Raw genomic sequence first — 15,087 nt, forward strand, 5'->3', positions numbered from 1 at the left:
CGGGGGGAGAAACCACAGAGACACGGAGACACAGAGAGCCGACCGACGGCGCTCCGATCCTCCTGTCTCTGTGCCTCCGTGCCTCTGTGGTAAAAACCCGGCACGCGCAGCCCTGGCGCCCTCACTGCGGCATCCGGGCGACAGGGTTAAGCCGGCTTGAACGGGGCGGTCCCTTGCGGTTGCGCCTGCCCGTCCCTTCCGGGTATGGTTCCGGCGGTCCATGAAAGCTCCAGGGGGTAGCCCCGCGGGGCGCCGCCCGAGAATTCCGCGCCCAATCCATGATCAAGGAAAGAACCGAGCTGGCGACGCCGCACCTGAGCGGCCTGCTTGACTTCTGGCTCACCAAATGCGTCGGCGGGAAGCCGCCGGTGTCCAGCACCATCGCCCCGGCCGACCTGCGGCCGTGGAAAGACAATATTGTGATTTTCGAGGTCATCGGCGACGACGACTTCGTTTATTCCTATTACGGCCAGTCGCTTGCCGCCGCTTTCGGGCATTCGCGCCTGGGCGCCACGCTGGACGATCTGCCGGAGGAGCAGCGGGCCATCCTGCGCCCCGAATACGCCTCGCTCGTGCGCGAACGGCTGCCGGTCGCCCGCGTCTACACCGCCGACTTCAGCGGCGTCATGCGGACCTGGGAACGGCTGGCCCTGCCGATGTCCAGCGACGGCGAGACCATCGACAAGCTGCTGGTCGCCGCCTACGAACTGCCGCCGGACGAGCCGCCCTGCACCCTCTGCACCCCCGACGCCGCGGAGGAGGAGGCTGAGATGCCGGCCGGCGAACCGGACACGGAGGACGGGGTGGACGACGGGGCGGGCAGCGGCACGGACAGCGGCACGGACAGCGGCACGGACAGCGGGGCCGAAACCGAAGCCCTTGCCGACGATGCGGACGAGCACGAACTCGCCGATCCCGAGACCGATCCCGGCACCGAAGACGACACCCCCGACGACGCCGAAACCGGCGAGTCCTCCTCCACCGACCAGAAACCGGGAGCCCCGGCATGACGCCGCGCACGCCCCACCTGACCGCCCCCCCGACCCAGTCGGGAGTCGTCACCGCCGACGAGTTCAATCTGTGGTGCGCGCTGAACGGGCGCCCCTTCAACCTGATCCCCAACGCGCGCCCGGACGGGCGGCTGCTGTGGGACGTGGAGGTGCTGCCCGGCACGCCGCGCGCCGGCACGGTCTACTCGACCAACCTCGCCGACGAGTCGCTGGCGGTGGTCGCCGGCTTCGCCTTCCTGTCCGGCGTCGAGTGGGCCTATGAGGCGCGCGGCCCGGAGGAGGCCGTTCCGGCCATCGCACCCGACGTGCTGGTGGATGCGGAAGACGTCCTCATCCCCGATGCCGAGGAACTGCCCGGGGAACTGCCTGGGGACGAAGACCCCAAAGAGGCCGCGGCCGACGCTTTCGCCCATGAGGACGACGGGGCGGAGGACGACGGCGAGGCGCCCGCCCTGGACGAGGACAATGGGGACGAGGACGACGGGAACGAGGACGACGGGGACGAGCCCGAAGAGGATGCCGGGCCCGCCGGGGACGATCCCTACGCGCTGCCCGGCACCGTGCTTCTCCAGAACCCGCCGCCGCGCCCGCCGCAGCAGCATGACGAGACCGTCCTGGCCCGCAACGCGCGGATGCTGGAGACGGTGCTGAGGAATTTCCGTGTCCGCGGCGAGATCATGGACGTGCGCCCCGGCCCCGTGGTGACGCTCTACGAGTTCGAGCCGGCGCCGGGCACCAAATCGGCCACGGTCATCAACCTGACCGACGACATCGCCCGCTCCATGAGCGTGGTCACCGCCCGCATCGCCATCGTGCCGGGCCGCAGCGTGATCGGCGTCGAACTGCCGAACCCGGTCCGCGAGATGGTCTATCTGCGCGAGATGTTCGATCACGCGGCCTTCAGCGACTCGCAGGCCCATCTCGCCATCGCGCTCGGCAAGGACATCAGCGGGGAGCCGGTGGTCGCCGACCTCGCCCGCATGCCGCATCTGCTGGTGGCCGGCACGACGGGCTCGGGCAAGTCGGTGGCGATCAACACGATGATCCTGTCGCTGCTCTACCGCCTGCCGCCGGAGCGCTGCCGCTTCATCATGGTGGACCCGAAGATGCTGGAGCTGTCGGTCTATGACGGCATCCCGCATCTGCTGACCCCCGTGGTGACCGACCCGAAAAAGGCGGTGATCGCGCTGCGCTGGGCCGTGCGCGAGATGGAGAGCCGCTACGAGGCGATGTCCAAGCTCGGCGTGCGCAACATCGAGGGCTACAACGCCCGCATCGCCGAGATGATCGCCAACGGCGAGCCGATGCCCCGCCGCACCGTCCCCGGCGAGGCCGAGACCGTCTTCGACCTGACCCCGCAGGAACCGACGCCGCTCCCCTACATCGTGGTCATCGTGGACGAGATGGCCGACCTGATGCTGGTGGCGGGCAAGGAGATCGAGGCGGCGATCCAGAGGCTTGCCCAGATGGCGCGGGCCGCCGGCATCCACCTGATCATGGCGACCCAGCGCCCCTCGGTGGACGTGATCACCGGCACCATCAAGGCCAACTTCCCGACCCGCATCAGCTTCCAGGTCACCTCCAAGATCGACAGCCGCACCATCCTGGGCGAGCAGGGGGCGGAGCAGCTTCTCGGCCAGGGCGACATGCTCTACATGGCCGGCGGCGGGCGCATCACCCGCGTCCACGGCCCCTTCGTCTCCGATTCGGAGGTCGAGGAGATCGTGCAGTTCATCAAGTCGCAGGGCGCCCCCAACTACGTCACCGCCATCACCGAGGAGGAGGAGGAGGCGATCGCCGACGACGACGACGACAACGGCGGCGGCAACTCCGGCGACGACCTCTACATGCAGGCCGTCAACCTCGTGGTGCGCGAGGGCAAGGTGTCGGTCAGCTTCATCCAGCGCCAGCTTCAGATCGGCTACAACCGCGCCGCCCGTCTGGTAGAGCGGATGGAGACGGAGCGCGTGGTCGGCCCGGCCAACCACCAGGGCAAGCGCGAGGTGCTGCTGTCCCCCGCCGGCCTGTCGGCCAAGCGCGCCGGGGTGTAGCACCAGGAGACAGGGCAGGAGGCGGAGCGATGAAAGCGCATTTCGAGCGGTTCGCACGGTACAACCGCTGGGCCAACCGCCGCCTCTACGCGGTGGCGGCCCAGTTGACGGACGCGCAGTACCGCGAGGACCGGAGCGCTTTCTTCCGCTCGGTGCGGGGCACGCTGAACCATCTTCTGGTGGCCGACCGCGTGTGGCTCCGCCGCATCGAGGGGAGCGGGCCGCTGCCCTCCGCGCTGGACGAGATCCTGCACGACGGCTTCGACGAGCTGCGCGCCGCCCGCGAGGCGGAGGACGAGCGCCTCATCCGCGTCGTGGCGGCGCAGGAGGAGGACCGCTTCGGTTCGGACCTCCACTATCACTCCCTGGCCGGGCAAGCCTTCACGATGCCCTTTTCGGCGGTCCTGACCCATCTGTTCAACCACCAGACCCACCACCGCGGTCAGGCGCACACGCTGCTGACCCAGTTCGGTCTGGCCGCCCCCAGCATCGACTTCGCCTATTTCCTGCTGGAGAAATAACGGCGCCGGACTTTCAGATCCGCGACGGCGACAGGCGGAACTCCACCACCCGGCTGGACTGGGCCAGCTTGTCGATCAACTCCATCGGGTCCGGCGTGCCGCTGGCCTGGAGCGTGAGCTGGTATTCCAGGTGGCCGCTGCCGTTGCGCAGGTGGAAGGCCCAGGACACGATCTCGTAGCCGTGCTCCAGCGCCTTGGTGCGGATCGTCTCCGCCGGGGGCGCCTGATCGCGCTCGAACACCAGCATCACCTGGACCACCGTGTGGTGGGGCAGCGCCGCCTCCAGCCGGCGGAAGCCGCTCATCACCAGGATGACCATGAAGGCCGCGCCGATGGCCGCGACGTAGAAGCCGAGCCCGATGGCCACCCCCACCGCCGCCGCCGTCCAGATCGACGCCGCGGTGGACAGGCCGCGGATGGAAAAGCTTTCCCGCATGATGACCCCGGCGCCGAGGAAGCCGATGCCGGTCACGATGCCCTGGACGACCCGCGTCGGGTCGCCGCCCCCGCCGTTCCCCACGCCGCCCCCGATTCCGCCGTACCACAGGCCCGGATAGGCGTTGACCACGGTCAGCGCCGTCGAGGCGAGGCAGACCAGCGCGTAGGTGCGCATCCCCGCCGCCCGCCCATGGAAGGAGCGCTCGTACCCCATCAGGATGCCGAGGAGCAGCGCCCCGGCCAGATGCAGAAGGATCATGCCGTTGGCGATCAGTTCGGCCTGCGACCAATAGGCGGACAGCCGGTCCATGCTCCCCTCCCTCCGGAACGATCGGGCTGGAAGGGGAAGTGTAGCGCCGATTGGTTAGGGAAGGGTTCGGTTGCGGAAAACCCCCGCGCCGCCCATGCGGCATATTGGTCGGCCGCCGCCCCGCCAGCTAAAACCGGTTGCTTAAGTGTAAAATTTTTCTCAATTAGGAACGATTGCCTGCCCAGCCTTCTCAGGGGAAGATATGTTCGGCATCCTTTCTGCATTGTCCATCCGTGGCAAGGTGCTGACGGCCCTTCTGCTGCCGATGCTGGGTCTGCTCGCCTTCGCCGGCTTTACGGTCGCCGATCGCTGGCAGACGGCCCGCGCCTTCGAGGAACTCCAGGGGTTGACCGATTCGGTCACCCGGATCAGCGCCCTCGTTCACGAACTCCAGAAGGAGCGTGGCTCCTCCGCGCTGTTCATCGGCAGCAAGGGAAGCCAGTTCCGCGCCGAACTGGACGCCCAGCGCGCGCAGACCGACCGGACGCTGGCCAATGTGAAGGCTCTGGTGACCGCGCCGGACAACGCCAGGCCGGCCTTTTCCGGCACGCTGTCCGCCGCCATGCGGGGGCTGGACGAGCTGGGCGCCCGGCGCAAGGCGGTCGATGCCCTGTCCCTGCCGGGGCCGGAGTCCTTCGCCTACTACACCGGGCCGATCCTGGCGCTGCTCGACGCCGCCACCGGGCTGCCGCACCACACCACCGACGGGGCGGTCGGCGTGCAGCTCGTCGCCTATCTGAACTTCATCCAGGGCAAGGAGCGCGCCGGGCAGGAGCGCGCGACCGGTGCCGCCGGCTTCGCCGCCGGGCGGTTCGAACCGCCGGTGCACCAGCGGCTGACCGGGCTGATCGCCGCCCAGGACACCTATTTCGCCATGTTCCGCTCCCTGGCGACGGCGGAGCAGGCCGCCCTGTTCGGATCGATGTCCGAAGGCGCTCCGCTGGACGCGATCCGCCCCATGCGCAAGACCGCGCTCGACGGCGGCCCCGCCGGCGCGCTGGAGGGCATCCAGGCGCCGGTCTGGTTCCGGAAGGCGACCGACCGGATCGAAGCCATGAAGACGGTCGAGGACCGGCTCGCCGCCGACCTGCACGACCTCACCGCCCGGCGCGCCGCCGACGCCGACACGGCCTTCGCCCTGGTGGCCGCCCTCAGCGCCGTCGGGCTGCTGGTGACGCTCGGCCTTGCCTACGGCATCATCGCCGACGTCGCCGGCTCCATCGCCCGCGTCACCGAGGCCACCCACCGGCTGGCGGATGGCGACCTCGACGTCGCCCTGCCGCGGACCGGGCGGCGCGACGAGATCGGCACGCTCTACGCCGCGCTGGCGACCTTCCGCGCCAACGCGATGGAACGGCGCCGCCTGGAGGCCGAACAGGAGCGGATGAAGGAGCAGGCCGAGGCCGACAAGCGCCGCACCCTGAACAGCCTCGCCGACGGCTTCGAGAACAGCGTCGAGCACGTCGCCCGCACCGTGAAGTCCTTCGCCACGGGCATGCAGGGCAGCGCCGAGAAGCTGACCAGCACGGCGCAGGACACCTCCCAGCGGTCCGTCGTCATGTCCAGCGCGGCGGAGCAGGTGTCCGGCAACGTCCACACCGTCGCCGCGGCGGCGGAGGAGCTGCACGCCTCCATCGGAGAGATCGCCCGTCAGGTCGTCGAAGCCTCCGAGGTGTCCCGCCGCGCGGTGCAGGAGGCCGACGACACCAGCGCCACCGTGCAGGGGCTCGCCGCCGCCGCCGAGCGCATCGGCGAGGTGGGCAAGCTGATTTCCGCCATCGCCGCCCAGACCAACCTGCTGGCCCTGAACGCGACCATCGAGGCGGCCCGGGCCGGCGAGGCGGGCAAGGGTTTCGCCGTCGTCGCCAACGAGGTGAAGAACCTCGCCGGCCAGACCGCGCGGGCGACCGGCGACATCGAATCGCAGGTTGCCGCCATCCAGGCCGAGACCCGGAAGGCGGTCGAGGCGATCGGCGCCATCTCCAGCACCATCGGGATGATCAGCAACATCAACACCACCGTCGCCGCGGCGGTCGAACAGCAGGGCGCGGCCACCCGCGAAATCACCCGCAACGTCCAGCAGGCCGCCAGCGGCACCAGCGAGGTGTCCACGGCCATCACCGAAGTCCTGGGCGCCGCGAACCTGACCGGCAGCGAGGCGCAGGACGTGCTGACGACCGCCTCCGATCTGGTGCGGCAGGCCAACCTGCTGTGGACAGAGATGACCGGCTTCGTCAACCGCGTGCGTTCAGCCTGATAGCGCGGGCCTATCCCATCGCCGTCAGCGACCAGCGGGCGAGCAGAGCCACCAGCAACCCCTCCGCCGCGGCCAGCATCAGCCGGAGCATCAGGCTCACGAGGTCGGTGAAACGGTCGCGGCGGGGGAACACTTCGCCCAGCATGCCGGCGACGGCGCGGCGCAGGTTCAGGCTCACGAGGCCGATCACCAGCGCCACCGCGGCGGTGCCGACCACGTAATAGAGCGCACCCTTCCAGCCGGCGAAGGACTGCGGGTTTTCCAGGTAGAAGAGCGTGCCGACGAGGATCCACACGGCGGACGGCCAGACGCCCACCATGTCGGCGCCGCCGGGCGCCGGCGCCTCGGGCGGCGGCTCTCCGGGTGGGGGTTGCGCGCTCCAGGGCACCGCCGCCGCCCGTCAGCCCCCCGGCACGTGCCGGTAGGCCAGCACGCAGGCCGGGCGGCCGTCCTCATCGGCCAGCGGCAGCAGAAGTTCGACGAAGCGCGCCCCCGGCAGCATCGGGTCGTTGCGCACCAGAAGGCCGCGCGGCTCCCCCGCCTCCAGGCAGGCGCGCAGGTCGGCGATGAAGCGCGCCGCCGCGTCGGCCGGGTGGCAGTCGCCGACCGGGCGCGGCACCGCGCGCTGCCCGATCCGCCGCTGCACCGCCCGCCCGCAGGCGCGGTAGAGGAAATCCTCGCCGCCGCGCAGCGGCTCCATCAGGCACAGGCGCGGCACGCATTCGCGGATCTGGGCGGTGTCGATGTCGCGCGCTTCCGGCATCGGGCGCCCGCGGCGGACGCGCCGCCAATGGACGTGGAGCAGGCTGGCGATCTGCGGGATCTGGTCGAGGTCCAACGGCTCCGACCGGCAGACCGGCGGGGCGGGCGGCGGCACCGGAACGGCGGGTGCGGGGGCCGTGGCCGCGGGAGACGGCGCCGCCGCCACGGCCTCCGGGACCGGCTTCGGCGCGGGAGCCGTGGGCGGGGCCGGGCGGCTGGCGAAGACCGGCTGGCGCTCCGGGCGCCCGCCGTGCTTCTTCAGCATCGGCAGCGGCGCCCAAGTCGGGCAGGTGTGGTAGGAGCGGGTGACCTTCCGGTAATCCTGGCTGGTCGCCGTCCGGCATTCCCCCTCCGCGCTGTAGCGGTCGACGTGGACGAGCGTGTTGTCGTCCGACAGGGCGCGGTCGCCCCCCCACGAAACGCAGGCGGCGCAGGCGCGGCTGTCCTTGGCGAAGGCGTGGGTCATCGTGGGGCGCGAACTCCGGCGGCGGTCAGGATCGGCAAAAGGAACGGTTTTGCGGGCTTCTCCCGCGGAACAATCTCGGGATGCACGGCGGTTCCGGTGCACCCCGATTGATGACGCCCTTTCGGCGCGGGTTCAAGCCCCGCCTCGCCGCCCGCCGGCGATGTTTCAGACATGTGGCCCGCGCATCAACCCAACCTCTTCCCCCGCGGCGCCTTGTTCCCTATAAAGGGGCCTCGCAACGACACACATTGACCCGTGCCCCCTCACACCCGAGCCCCGCCAAGGGGCCAATGGCGCGAGGGGGCTTTTGCTGCACGAACGTCGAGAAGCGGACCCATGCCCAAGCGCACTGATATCAAATCCATCTGCATCATCGGCGCGGGGCCGATCGTCATCGGCCAGGCTTGCGAGTTCGATTACTCCGGCGTCCAGGCGTGCAAGGCGCTGCGCGAGGAAGGCTACCGCGTCATCCTCGTGAACTCCAACCCGGCCACCATCATGACCGATCCGGGTCTGGCCGACGCCACCTACATCGAACCCATCACCCCGGCCGTGGTGGCCAAGATCCTGGAGAAGGAGCGCCCCGACGCCCTGCTGCCGACCATGGGCGGCCAGACCGCGCTGAACACCGCCATGGCCCTGTCCGACGACGGCACGCTGGAGCGGCTGGGCGTGGAGATGATCGGCGCCAAGCGCGACGTCATCGCCAAGGCCGAGGACCGCATCCTGTTCCGCGACGCCATGGACAAGCTGGGCCTGGAATCGCCGCGCTCGCGCCTGGTGCGCAACATGCAGGAGGCGACCGAGGCGCTGGAGTTCGTCGGGCTGCCCGCGATCATCCGCCCCAGCTTCACGCTGGCCGGCACCGGCGGCGGCATCGCCTACAACCGCGCCGAGTTCGAGGACATCGTGCGCGGCGGCCTGCGCGCCAGCCCGGTCGGCGAGGTGCTGATCGAGGAATCGGTGCTGGGCTGGAAGGAGTATGAGATGGAGGTCGTCCGCGACAAGGCGGACAACTGCATCATCGTCTGCGCCATCGAGAACATCGACCCGATGGGCGTGCACACCGGCGATTCGATCACCGTCGCCCCGTCGCTGACGCTGACGGACAAGGAATACCAGATCATGCGCGACGCCTCGATCGCGGTGCTGCGCGAGATCGGGGTGGAGACCGGCGGGTCCAACGTGCAGTTCGCGGTGAACCCGGCGAACGGCCGCCTGATCGTCATCGAGATGAACCCGCGCGTGTCGCGCTCCTCCGCGCTCGCCTCCAAGGCCACCGGCTTCCCGATCGCCAAGATCGCCGCGAAGCTGGCCATCGGCTACACGCTGGACGAGCTGACCAACGACATCACCGGCACCACCCCGGCCAGCTTCGAGCCGACGATCGACTACGTCGTCACGAAGATGCCGCGCTTCACCTTCGAGAAGTTCGCCGGCACCGAGCCGCTGCTGACCACCTCGATGAAGTCGGTGGGCGAGGCCATGTCCATCGGCCGCACCTTCCAGGAGTCGGTGCAGAAGGCCCTGCGCTCCATGGAGACCGGCCTGACCGGCTTCAACGAGGTGCGCATCGGCGACACCGACACGCCGGACCCCAGCGCCATCCGCGGCGCCCTGGCCCGCCCGACGCCGGACCGGCTGCTGGTCATCGCCCAGGCGTTCCGCCACGGCTTCACCGTCGCCGAGGTCCAGCAGGTCTCCAAGTACGACCCGTGGTTCCTGGAGCAGATCAAGGCCATCGTGGACCGTGAGCTGGCGGTCCGCTTCGACGGCCTGCCGACGGACAAGGACGGCTGGCTCAAGCTGAAGCAGATGGGCTTCTCCGACGCCCGTCTGGCCGAGCTGTCCGGCAAGACGGAGGCCGAGGTCGCCGAGGCCCGCCGCGCCGCCGGGGTCACGCCGGTGTTCAAGCGCATCGACACCTGCGCCGCCGAGTTCGCCTCGCGCACGCCCTACATGTATTCCACCTACGAGGCGGACGGCACGGGCGAGGCCGAGTGCGAATCGGACCCGACCGACAAGAGGAAGGTCGTCATCCTGGGCGGCGGGCCGAACCGCATCGGCCAGGGCATCGAGTTCGACTATTGCTGCGTCCACGCCGTCTACGCGCTGCGCGAGGCCGGCATCGAGACCATCATGGTCAACTGCAACCCGGAGACGGTCTCCACCGACTACGACACCGCCGACCGCCTGTATTTCGAGCCGCTGACCGCCGAGGACGTGATCGAGCTGGTCCGCGTCGAGCAGCGCAACGGCACGGTGCTGGGCTGCATCGTGCAGTTCGGCGGCCAGACCCCGCTGAAGCTGGCCGACGCGCTGGAGAAGGCCGGCATCCCGATCCTGGGCACCTCGCCGGACGCCATCGACCTCGCCGAAGACCGCGAGCGCTTCCAGAAGCTGCTGCACCAGCTCAACCTGCTCCAGCCGGCCAACGGCCTGGCCCGGTCGCTGGAGGAGGCGGAGACGGTCGCCGCACGGATCGGCTTCCCGGTGGTCATCCGCCCGTCCTACGTGCTGGGCGGGCGCGCCATGGAGATCGTCCACGACATGGCCGGGCTCCAGCGCTACATGGGCACCGCCGTGAAGGTGTCGGGCAAGAACCCGGTGCTGATCGACAGCTACCTTCAGGACGCCATCGAGGTGGACGTGGACGTGGTGGCCGACGCCGCCGGCCAGGTCTACATCGCCGGAATCATGGAGCACATCGAGGAGGCCGGCATCCATTCCGGCGACTCGGCCTGCGCGCTGCCGCCCTACTCCCTGCCCGCCGAGACCATCGCCGAGATCGGCCGCCAGGGCGAGGCGCTGGCCCGCGCCCTGCACGTCGTCGGCCTGATGAACGTCCAGTTCGCGGTCAAGGACGGCACGGTCTACATCCTGGAGGTCAACCCGCGCGCCAGCCGCACGGTGCCCTTCGTCGCCAAGGCCACCGGCACCGCCATCGCCAAGGTCGCCGCCCGCGTCATGGCCGGGGAAAAGCTGGCCGACTTCACGCTGAACGGCCCGACCCCGCCGCACACCGCCGTGAAGGAGGCCGTGTTCCCCTTCGCCCGCTTCCCCGGCGTGGACATCGTGCTCGGCCCGGAAATGAAATCCACGGGCGAGGTGATGGGCCTCGACCACAACTTCGCGCTGGCCTTCGCCAAGTCGCAGCTCGGCGCCGGCGTCACCCTGCCGGTCCAGGGCACCGTCTTCATCTCGGTGAAGGAGCGGGACAAGGCGTCGGCGGTGCAGATCGGGCAGAAGCTGCACGGCATGGGCTTCCGCGTGCTGGCCACCACCGGCACCGCGGCGGCGCTGCGCCAGGCCGGCGTCCCGGCGGAGTCGATCAACAAGGTGGTGGAAGGCCAGCCGCACATCGTCGATGCGATGATCAACGGCGAGGTGCATCTGGTGATCAACACCACGGAAGGCGCGCAGGCCCTGTCCGACAGCTTCAGCCTGCGGCGTACGGCGCTGACCTACAACCTGCCTTACTACACCACCATGGCCGGTGCACGCGCGGCGGTGGAAGCGATTGCCGCACTCCGGAACGGCAGCCTTGAAGTCGCGCCGTTGCAGTCGTACCTTAGCGGTTCCTATTAGGACGGTTTACGGCGCGGCGGACCTCCTCCGCCGCGCCGTAGCTTTCCCAGGGCGCTGCGTCGGCATGGTGATGGATTGAACGATGGAAAAAGTTCCAATGACTGCGGCGGGATACAACCGCCTGCAAGAGGAGTTGAAGCACCTCAAGACTGTCGAACGGCCCAACGTCATCAAGGCGATTGCCGAGGCGCGTGAGCACGGGGACCTGTCGGAAAACGCCGAGTACACCGCCGCGCGCGAGCGCCAGAGCTTCATCGAAGGCCGCGTCGCGGAGCTGGAGGACAAGATCAGCCGCGCCGAGGTCATCGACCCGACCAAGCTGTCCGGCAAGTCGGTGAAGTTCGGCGCCACGGTGACGCTGGCGGACGAGGACACCGACGAGGAGATCACCTATCAGATCGTCGGCCAGGACGAGAGCGACATCAAGAACGGCATGCTCTCCATCCAGGCGCCGCTGGCCCGCGCGCTGATCAACAAGTCGGTCGGCGACAGCGTGGAGGTGTCCACCCCCGGCGGCTCCAAGGTCTACGAGATCGTCACCGTCGCCTTCAAGTAGGCGCCGGTTCAAACTGAGGGGGTTTTCACCCCGCCACCGACCGCGAGCCGAAACGGAACGCCCCGCGCCGACAACCGGCGCGGGGCGTTCCGTTTCATCCCGAAGGCTCTTTCTACCCCCGCAGCCGCTCCGCCAGGAAGGCGCTGACCCGCTCGATGGCGTCCCGGCGGGCGGACTCGTCGGTGCCGACCGTCGCCTCGCCCGCCGGGGCGGTCGCCAGATTGCGGCGCTTGCGCAGCGGCGAATGGGGGGAATCGAAGCCGTGGTGGGCGTCGGGATAAACCACCACCTCGGTGCGCTCCTTCACCGGCTCGCGGCTCGCCAGTTCCAGGCAGCGGTCGGCGGGGGTCCATTCGTCCTTGCCGCCCAACAGCATCAGGAGCGGCCCCTCCGGCTGCCAGTCCGCGTCGTTCAGGGGCGTCCGGCAGCCGGGATAGAAGGCGACGGCGGCGCGGAAGCCGTTCCCCTGCCCGCCCGGCCCATAGGCCGCCAGCACCGTGCCAGCCCCCTGCGACCAGCCCATCAGCGCGATCCGCTCGCTGTCCACGTCGCTGCGCGCACGGAGATAGGCCAGCGCCGCCCAGGCGTCGCGCTTGCGCTCCTCGGTCGCGCGGACGGGGCGGTCCCTGACGGTGCAGACCTCCTCCACGCCGCGCGGGCCGAAGCTGTCCACCATCAGCACCGCATAGCCCTGCTGGCGCAGGGTCAGCGCCCAATCGATGTGCCGGGCCGACACCCGCCCGGTCTTGGCGTAGAGGCCGCTGCACCCGTGCAGCAGCACGACCGTGGGAAAGGGGCCGTCGCTGCGGGGGCGCAGGAAGCGCCCTGTCAGGGGCGTCGGCGCACCGCTGGTCAGGTCGGCGTCGAGCGAGGGGAAGCGGACGATCTCCTCCGCATGCACGCCCGTCGTGGCGGCGTGGGCCGGCGGAGAACCGGCCAGGAGCGGCAGAGCCAGCGCGGCGGCGAGCGCCAGCGCGGACAGAACGGCACACGACCGTGGGGCGCGCGGCGGAAGGGTACGGCGGCGGGGTGGGGCCATCATCGTCTCCCGGTCACGGACAGGATCGGCGGAATTGGATGTGCGAGAGTTTAGCAACCTCCGCCGCGGAAAACATCGCACGCGCGAAGACTGGCTGGAATCCATTTTTGAAAAGGTTCGCCGTCACAAGATTGCGCCAGGACCGTTTCCCGAAACGCGGACAGCCGGCAACACGCCCCATGGTCTGGGTGTGTTGCCGGCTGTCCGGAAAACGGTGCGTCGGTGCGGAGCCGCGTCAGCGGCGCGCCAGACGGGTCGAGGATTCGTCCTCGTCCTCCTCGTCGTCATCCTCCAGCGAGTCGGGGATGTCGGGCGAGTCCACGTCGATCGGCACACCGGGCGTGTGCTTCGACGTGCGGATCGACAGGGCCGACTTGACGTGCGCCACGTTGGGCGCCGCCGTCAGCTTCGTGGTCAGGAAGCGCTGGTAGTCGTCCCAGTCCTCCGCCACGATCTTCAGCAGGAAATCATACTCGCCGGCCAGCATGTTGCACTCGCGCACCATGGGCCAGGAGTTGACGAGTTCCTCGAATTTCTTTAGGTCCGCTTCAGCTTGGCTGGACAGGCCGACCTGGGCGAACACGGTGACACCGAACCCGAGCGCGTCGGGATTGATGTCGGCGTGATAGCCGCGGATGAAGCCCGCCTCTTCCAAGGCACGGACACGCCGCAAACACGGAGGGGCAGAGATGCCGGCACGCCTCGCGAGTTCTACGTTGGTCATCCGGCCGTCATTTTGCAGGTCGCGCAAAATCCGCCGGTCAATTCGGTCGAGTTTGACCCGCCGCATGGTTTACTCGGTCGCTCCGGGGGTGATCTGAAGAAAGGATATTACACGGTGAGGCCACCCACGCCAAGCAGGAAACCCGCACCGGCGCCGGTGGAAAAACCTTCCATCCATACATCCGGCCCCGACACCCGCCCAAATGCCCGCCAGGACGTCAGCCCGCGCGACAACCGGCCGCACCCCCAACCATCCGTGTGACGATGCATTCCACCCTTTCCGGTTCCCTCTCCTGCTGGGTCGTGTCGGACGGCAAGGCCGGCATGGAAAACCAGTGCATCGGCCTTGCCGAGGCGCTGGGCCTCGCCCCCGTCGTCAAGCGCGTGCGGCTGCGCAGCCCATGGCGCCAGCTCAGCCCGTTCCTTCGGCTGGGCAACCGCTTCGCCGCCGGGCCGGAGGGCGATCCCATCCGCGCGCCCTGGCCCGACCTGATGATCGGCTCCGGACGTCAGGCCATCGCGCCGCTGCTGGCCGCCAGCAAGCTGTCGCGCGGGCGCACCTTCACCGTCTACATCCAGGACCCGCAGATCGACCCGCGCCACTTCGGCCTCGTGGTGGTGCCCCGCCACGACCGACTGCGCGGCCCCAACGTCATGGCCACCCGCGGCGCCCTGCACCGGGTCACGCCGGCGCTGCTGGCCGCCGCGGCGGAGCGCCACGCCCCCCGCCTCGCCCACCTGCCGCACCCGCGCGTCGCCGTGCTGATCGGCGGCACCAACGGCGTCTACGCCCTGACCCCGACCATCATGGGCGACGTGGCGGAGAAGCTGTCGGAACTGGCCCGCACCAACGGCGCCGGGCTGATGGTCACCCCGTCGCGGCGCACCGGCGCCGACAACGAGGCGATCCTGCGCGCCCGCCTGAACGGCCTGCCGGCGGAGGTGTGGGACGGCACCGGCGAGAATCCTTATTTCGCCTATCTCGGGCTGGCCGACGCGGTGGTGGTGACCTGCGACAGCGTGTCGATGACCTCGGAAGCCTGCTCCACCGGCAAGCCGGTCTATGTGATCGAGCTGGAGGGCGGCTCGCCCAAGTTCCGCCGCTTCCATGAAGGGCTCTACGGCGACGGCATCACCCGGCCCTTCACCGGGGCGCTGGAGCATTGGACTCACCCCACGTTGGACGACACCCGGCAAGTCGCGGAAGAGTTGCGCCACCGCCTGCTGGCCCATCGCGCAAAACACGGCGCCCGCCCCCCGGAATAGAGATCAGGCCGGCGCGGCCACAGCCCCCTATTTACTTAGTCTGTCCGGGTCTGTCCGGATGCGATTCCTTTCAAATGGTTCATGAACGTTTTTTCACTCA

The 15,087-nt window shown here is 69.5% G+C and carries 12 protein-coding genes; 7 read left to right on the top strand and 5 right to left on the bottom strand.

Annotation, left to right across the window (positions count from 1 at the left end; translation table 11 throughout):
• Positions 1–278: 278 nt before the first annotated feature.
• Genes QSG27_RS04660 through QSG27_RS04670 form a run of 3 tightly spaced genes read left to right on the top strand, consistent with a single transcriptional unit; the run spans position 279 to position 3,582 of the window.
• Positions 279–1,010 carry a PAS domain-containing protein gene (locus tag QSG27_RS04660; protein WP_306703969.1) on the top strand — a complete coding sequence of 244 codons (732 nt, stop codon included), beginning with the start codon at positions 279–281 and terminating at the stop codon, positions 1,008–1,010.
• Complete coding sequence (locus QSG27_RS04665) at positions 1,007–3,061, top strand: DNA translocase FtsK (protein WP_306703970.1); 2,055 nt, start codon at positions 1,007–1,009, stop codon at positions 3,059–3,061. Before QSG27_RS04660 ends, QSG27_RS04665 begins: the two co-directional genes overlap by 4 nt.
• Positions 3,062–3,090: 29 nt before the next feature.
• On the top strand, positions 3,091–3,582 hold the full coding sequence (locus tag QSG27_RS04670; RefSeq protein WP_306703971.1) for a DinB family protein: 492 nt from the start codon (positions 3,091–3,093) through the stop codon (positions 3,580–3,582).
• A gap of 13 nt (positions 3,583–3,595) precedes the next feature.
• Here the strand turns inward: QSG27_RS04670 and QSG27_RS04675 are convergent, their stop codons facing one another.
• A complete protein-coding gene (locus tag QSG27_RS04675; RefSeq protein WP_306703972.1) occupies positions 3,596–4,330 on the bottom strand; it encodes an MgtC/SapB family protein in 735 nt (244 codons plus the stop codon).
• 202 nt (positions 4,331–4,532) lie between these two features.
• On the opposite strand from QSG27_RS04675, the gene QSG27_RS04680 reads away from it, so the two are divergent.
• A complete protein-coding gene (locus QSG27_RS04680) occupies positions 4,533–6,587 on the top strand; it encodes a methyl-accepting chemotaxis protein (RefSeq protein ID WP_306703973.1) in 2,055 nt (684 codons plus the stop codon).
• A gap of 10 nt (positions 6,588–6,597) precedes the next feature.
• Here the strand turns inward: QSG27_RS04680 and QSG27_RS04685 are convergent, their stop codons facing one another.
• A complete protein-coding gene (locus QSG27_RS04685) occupies positions 6,598–6,975 on the bottom strand; it encodes a hypothetical protein (RefSeq protein ID WP_306703974.1) in 378 nt (125 codons plus the stop codon).
• Positions 6,976–6,987: 12 nt separating this feature from the next.
• A complete protein-coding gene (locus QSG27_RS04690; RefSeq protein ID WP_306703975.1) occupies positions 6,988–7,815 on the bottom strand; it encodes a PAS domain-containing protein in 828 nt (275 codons plus the stop codon).
• Positions 7,816–8,151: 336 nt separating this feature from the next.
• Between QSG27_RS04690 and carB the strand changes: the two genes are divergently transcribed.
• On the top strand, positions 8,152–11,403 hold the full coding sequence (gene carB / locus QSG27_RS04695) for a carbamoyl-phosphate synthase large subunit (RefSeq protein WP_306703976.1): 3,252 nt from the start codon (positions 8,152–8,154) through the stop codon (positions 11,401–11,403).
• 82 nt (positions 11,404–11,485) lie between these two features.
• Positions 11,486–11,959 (top strand): transcription elongation factor GreA, encoded by a 474-nt coding sequence (gene greA / locus QSG27_RS04700; RefSeq protein WP_149469469.1) that lies wholly within the window; start codon positions 11,486–11,488, stop codon positions 11,957–11,959.
• A 112-nt stretch (positions 11,960–12,071) separates the two neighbouring features.
• On the opposite strand, the gene QSG27_RS04705 is transcribed toward greA, so the two are convergent.
• Together QSG27_RS04705 and QSG27_RS04710 are read right to left on the bottom strand one after the other, a co-directional pair.
• Complete coding sequence (locus QSG27_RS04705; protein WP_306703977.1) at positions 12,072–12,998, bottom strand: dienelactone hydrolase family protein; 927 nt, start codon at positions 12,996–12,998, stop codon at positions 12,072–12,074.
• A gap of 235 nt (positions 12,999–13,233) precedes the next feature.
• The gene (locus QSG27_RS04710; protein ID WP_306703978.1) at positions 13,234–13,788 is read right to left on the bottom strand and encodes an Lrp/AsnC family transcriptional regulator; all 555 of its coding nucleotides are present in this window, start codon (positions 13,786–13,788) and stop codon (positions 13,234–13,236) included.
• 197 nt (positions 13,789–13,985) lie between these two features.
• On the opposite strand from QSG27_RS04710, the gene QSG27_RS04715 reads away from it, so the two are divergent.
• On the top strand, positions 13,986–14,987 hold the full coding sequence (locus tag QSG27_RS04715) for a mitochondrial fission ELM1 family protein (RefSeq protein ID WP_306703979.1): 1,002 nt from the start codon (positions 13,986–13,988) through the stop codon (positions 14,985–14,987).
• Positions 14,988–15,087: the final 100 nt, after the last annotated feature.

Source organism: Azospirillum isscasi (genome assembly GCF_030849505.1).
Classification (GTDB): domain Bacteria; phylum Pseudomonadota; class Alphaproteobacteria; order Azospirillales; family Azospirillaceae; genus Azospirillum; species Azospirillum isscasi.

What these genes read in the sequence shown, in the direction of transcription:
- QSG27_RS04710 (WP_306703978.1), bottom strand. Translation starts at nt 13,788, where the DNA reads ATGCGGCGGGTCAAACTCGACCGAATTGACCGGCGGATTTTGCGCGAC.
- QSG27_RS04670 (WP_306703971.1), top strand. Translation starts at nt 3,091, where the DNA reads ATGAAAGCGCATTTCGAGCGGTTCGCACGGTACAACCGCTGGGCCAAC.
- QSG27_RS04690 (WP_306703975.1), bottom strand. Translation starts at nt 7,815, where the DNA reads ATGACCCACGCCTTCGCCAAGGACAGCCGCGCCTGCGCCGCCTGCGTT.
- QSG27_RS04675 (WP_306703972.1), bottom strand. Translation starts at nt 4,330, where the DNA reads ATGGACCGGCTGTCCGCCTATTGGTCGCAGGCCGAACTGATCGCCAAC.
- QSG27_RS04705 (WP_306703977.1), bottom strand. Translation starts at nt 12,998, where the DNA reads ATGGCCCCACCCCGCCGCCGTACCCTTCCGCCGCGCGCCCCACGGTCG.
- QSG27_RS04680 (WP_306703973.1), top strand. Translation starts at nt 4,533, where the DNA reads ATGTTCGGCATCCTTTCTGCATTGTCCATCCGTGGCAAGGTGCTGACG.
- carB (WP_306703976.1), top strand. Translation starts at nt 8,152, where the DNA reads ATGCCCAAGCGCACTGATATCAAATCCATCTGCATCATCGGCGCGGGG.
- greA (WP_149469469.1), top strand. Translation starts at nt 11,486, where the DNA reads ATGGAAAAAGTTCCAATGACTGCGGCGGGATACAACCGCCTGCAAGAG.
- QSG27_RS04660 (WP_306703969.1), top strand. Translation starts at nt 279, where the DNA reads ATGATCAAGGAAAGAACCGAGCTGGCGACGCCGCACCTGAGCGGCCTG.
- QSG27_RS04665 (WP_306703970.1), top strand. Translation starts at nt 1,007, where the DNA reads ATGACGCCGCGCACGCCCCACCTGACCGCCCCCCCGACCCAGTCGGGA.
- QSG27_RS04715 (WP_306703979.1), top strand. Translation starts at nt 13,986, where the DNA reads ATGCATTCCACCCTTTCCGGTTCCCTCTCCTGCTGGGTCGTGTCGGAC.